This window comes from uncultured Flavonifractor sp. (assembly GCF_944383115.1).
Lineage (GTDB): Bacteria > Bacillota > Clostridia > Oscillospirales > Oscillospiraceae > Flavonifractor.
This window is the reverse complement of record NZ_CALWOJ010000143.1, coordinates 1-3,284: the sequence shown is the minus strand read 5'-3', so window position 1 is coordinate 3,284 and position 3,284 is coordinate 1. Positions and strand designations below refer to the sequence as shown.

Sequence of the window (3,284 nt, the reverse complement as noted above, 5' to 3'; positions counted from 1 at the left end):
TTGACGATGGCCAGCCCCAGGCCGGTGCCACCGTTCTTGCGGGCCCGGCCCTTTTCCACCCGGTAGAACCGCTCGAACACCCGGCTCTGATCTTCCTGGGGGATGCCGATACCCTGATCCGCCACCGAGATCACAGCTTTGCCGTCCTGTACCCGGACGCGGGTGATTACGCTGCCGCCGTTCTCGCTGTACTTGATGCCGTTGCCCACCAGGTTGAAGAGCAGCTCTTTCAGCCGACTCATGGGGACGGCCACGGTGGCGGGCTCACCCTCTACGGCTAAGGTCACGCCGGCGGCCTTGGCGGAGGGCTCCAGCAGGGAGGCGGTCTCCCGGGCCGCGTCCAGCACAGCAGAGCGCTCCTCGGTCTGGTCGATGGCCACCGACTCCAGCTCCGACAGCTTGAGGATGTCGTTGATGAGATCGATGAGCCGGTCCACTTCCACGCCGATCATGGTGATAAACCGCTTCTGATCGGCGGGGGAGGCCACCATACCGCTGGACAGCATATCGGTAAAGCCCTTGATGCTGGTCAGGGGGGTTTTCAGTTCATGGGATACATTGGCGGTAAATTCGCTGCGGATGCCCTCAGCCTTCTTCAGTTCGGTGACGTCGGATACCAGGATGGAGGTGCCTACCGCCTGGCCCTCATACTGCCGGCCGGAGACGGGGGAGACGAACATCCGCAGGGAGCGGGCGTCCTCGGTGAGGGCATCCACGTCCAGCATGATGGGGGTGTGTTTTTCCTGGCACTCCTGAATGGCCTCCCGGAGCCGACGGCTGCGGGTGAGCAGCAGGGCACCGCTGTCCTGTTCATCCTCGGAGAAACCGAACAGGAAACGGGCGGCCCGGTTGATGGCCAGCACCTTGCCGCTCTCGTCCAGCAGGATCAGGCCCTCATCCATGCAGTCCAGGATGAGGCCCACCTTGTCCCGCTCGGCGGTAATGGACTGAATGTAGCCGCCCAGCTGATCCATCAGCTTGTCAATGTAGCGCAGGATGGGACGCAGCTCGTCGTCGGCCTGAAGATCCTCCAGTCCGGGTGTCTTTTTGCGGTCCAATACGCCCTGGAGAGCGCCGCCTACCGAGTTGAGAGGGGTTATGATACGGTTGGCGGTGCGGTGGGACAGCAGGAAGGCCAGCAGCAGGGCGGCCACGGAGGCGATCAGGAACCCCCAGACGCCGCCCATAACCAGAGTATTGATGGAGGACAGGGGCATGGCAGCCCGGCCGATCATACCGTCGGCAAAGCGCTTGGCCACATAGAACATGGAGGTGCCCAGGGTATCCGAGCGGCGCACCGCCTCGCCCCAGCCGGTGGCCTCAGCCTGGGCCACCTCGGGACGGCTGTTGTGGTCCTCCAGCTGGGAGGCATCCGCGTCGGTGTCTGCCAGCACGGTGCCGTCAGTGTCGATGATGGTGAGCCGCTTGTCGGGAGCGGCGGCGTGGAACTGTGCCATCAGGGCCTCCGGCTCGGTGATGGCGCTCTGGGCGTCCATCAGCTCCAGCAGCTCCTGGAGGGTGGAGCGGGCGGCGTCCATCTCCCGGCTGCGGAACATCATAACTCCCACAAAATTGGAGATCAGCAGGGCGAACACCACGGTGAGCAGTGTTGCGCCGATGATTCGTTTTTTCATAATACGCTCCTCTCGCAGATGATGGAAAAAGAGCTGTCAGGGCATTTTATACCCCACGCCCCGTACGGTGGCAATGACGTCATCGCCCAGCTTCTGGCGCAGAGCCTTGACGTGCATGTCTACCGTGCGGGTCTCGCCGGTGTAGTCGTAGTCCCATACGGTCTGGAGGATCTCGTCCCGGGTGAGAGCCGCGCCCCGGCGGGTACACAGCAGCTTGAGCAATTCAAACTCCTTGAAGGTGAGTTCCACCAGCTTGCCCCCCTTGCGCACTTCCCGGCCGGCGGGGTCGATCTCCAGATCTCCGCAGGTGAGGACCTGATCGTCATGGCGCTGGGTGCGGCGCAGCACGGCCTTCACTCTGGCTTGCAGCTCCATGATGCCGAAAGGCTTGACCACATAGTCGTCGGCACCGTTTTCCAGGCCGGCCACCCGGTCCATCTCGGCAGAGCGGGCGGTGAGCATGATGGCCGGCACTTCGGCGGTGTTCCGGCCCTCCCGCAGCCGGCGAAGGATCTCCAGCCCATCCATGCCGGGCAGCATGATGTCCAGAATGAAAAGGGCGGGCGGCGTTTGGCTGGACTCGCCCTCAAACATGGCTTCCCCCGACTCGTAGGGCCGGACGGTATAGCCCACCGACTGAAAATAATAGCGGAGCATCTCCCGGATACTCTCGTCGTCCTCTACCACTACGATGGATCTGGACATGGGATCACCTTCCGTTTCAGATTGGCCGCTCAGGCCTGGGGCTGGATCTCGCCGGTGACGCAGAAAATAGCCCACTGGGCGATATTCACCGCGTGGTCGGCGATGCGCTCCAGGTACTTGGCGATGATAATGAGGTCGATGGCCTGGTCGGCCTCCTCCCGGTTGCCCATGATCAGTTCCACCAACTCGCTCTTGATGGTGCGGAAGAGCTGGTCGATCTCATCGTCCAGGCTGACCACCGCCTTGGCCGCGTCGGTATCCCGGTTGACGTAGGCGAAAATAGCCCGCTTCACCATGACGCCTGCCTTCTGGCTCATGGTGCGGATGTCCGCCAGGGTCTGGGTCTGCTGCTGCTCCTTCAGAAGCAGGGAGATCTCGGCGATATTGGAACACTGATCGCCGATGCGCTGCAGGTCGGTGACCATCTTCAGGGCGGCGGAGATGGTGCGCAGGTCCCGGGCCACCGGCTGCTGCTGGAGGAGCAGCCGCAGGCAGCGGTTTTCAATGTCCCGCTCCATCTCGTCCATGTGCTTGGTCATTTCCACCGCGGACTTGGCGGCGGCATCGTCGCTGGAGGCCAGGGATTCCACCACCACGTCGATGGCGTCCTCGGCGGCGGCGGCCATGTCGATCATTTCATAATTCAGTTCCTGAAGTTCCGCGTCAAAGGTCTTTCTCATGTGAGCCTCCTGATTAACCAAAGCGGCCGGTGATGTAGTCCTCGGTGCGCTTGTCCTTGGGGACCGAGAAGAGCTGGGTGGTATCGCCGAACTCGATAAGCTGGCCCAGCAGGAAGAAGGCGCATTTGTCGGACACACGGGTGGCCTGCTGCATGTTGTGGGTGACGATGACGATGGTGTAGTCTTTCTTCAGATCGGCGATCAGGTCCTCGATCTTGGAGGTGGAGATGGGGTCCAGAGCGGAGGTGGCCTCGTCCATCAGCAG

Annotated in this window: 3 protein-coding genes and 1 pseudogene; all 4 read right to left on the bottom strand. The window is 62.4% G+C overall.

The genetic code is table 11. The annotated features are described in order from the left end of the window. Positions 1-1,634: sensor histidine kinase (locus tag Q0K43_RS10745; protein WP_297290522.1), on the bottom strand; the 1,634-nt coding region annotated here is incomplete at its 3' end. A 36-nt stretch (positions 1,635-1,670) separates the two neighbouring features. Beyond that, entirely contained in the window at positions 1,671-2,339 is a 669-nt protein-coding gene (locus tag Q0K43_RS10740) for a response regulator transcription factor (protein WP_297290521.1), read from the bottom strand. A 29-nt stretch (positions 2,340-2,368) separates the two neighbouring features. Beyond that, on the bottom strand, positions 2,369-3,019 hold the full coding sequence (gene phoU, locus Q0K43_RS10735; protein ID WP_297290520.1) for a phosphate signaling complex protein PhoU: 651 nt from the start codon (positions 3,017-3,019) through the stop codon (positions 2,369-2,371). 13 nt (positions 3,020-3,032) lie between these two features. Next, positions 3,033-3,284: pseudogene (gene pstB, locus Q0K43_RS10730) on the bottom strand (phosphate ABC transporter ATP-binding protein); the annotation flags it as partial.

Bases quoted from the DNA above. Each gene is read 5' to 3' on its own strand.
- phoU (WP_297290520.1), bottom strand. From the start codon at position 3,019: ATGAGAAAGACCTTTGACGCGGAACTTCAGGAACTGAATTATGAAATG.
- Q0K43_RS10740 (WP_297290521.1), bottom strand. From the start codon at position 2,339: ATGTCCAGATCCATCGTAGTGGTAGAGGACGACGAGAGTATCCGGGAG.